Consider the following 298-nt stretch of genomic DNA (forward strand, 5'->3'; position numbering starts at 1 on the left):
TGAACGTGCCGGGAACTGTGCTGGCCGCCAATGGTGATGTGAGTGCGACTGTTACCACCCGAGATCCGGCTGGCAACATCACCACCGCCAATACCAGCCACGCTTACGGTGTGGATACCGTTGCGCCAGTCGCATCTATCTCTATTGATAACGTCACGTCGGATAACGTGATTAACGCCAGCGAATCGGGCCAGACCATTGCGGTGACCGGTAACGTAGATAATGACGTGAAAGCGGGCGATGCGATTACCGTTACCGTCGGCTCGGAAACTTATCAAACGACCGTGAATGCCGATGG

The 298-nt window shown here is 55.4% G+C and carries 1 protein-coding gene; it reads left to right on the plus strand.

The annotated features are described in order from the left end of the window. Positions 1-298, plus strand: a 298-nt coding sequence (locus KP22_RS21175; protein ID WP_039326461.1) for an Ig-like domain-containing protein, incomplete at both ends; no start/stop codon positions are given.

This window comes from Pectobacterium betavasculorum, assembly GCF_000749845.1.
GTDB classification, from domain to species: Bacteria; Pseudomonadota; Gammaproteobacteria; order Enterobacterales; family Enterobacteriaceae; genus Pectobacterium; species Pectobacterium betavasculorum.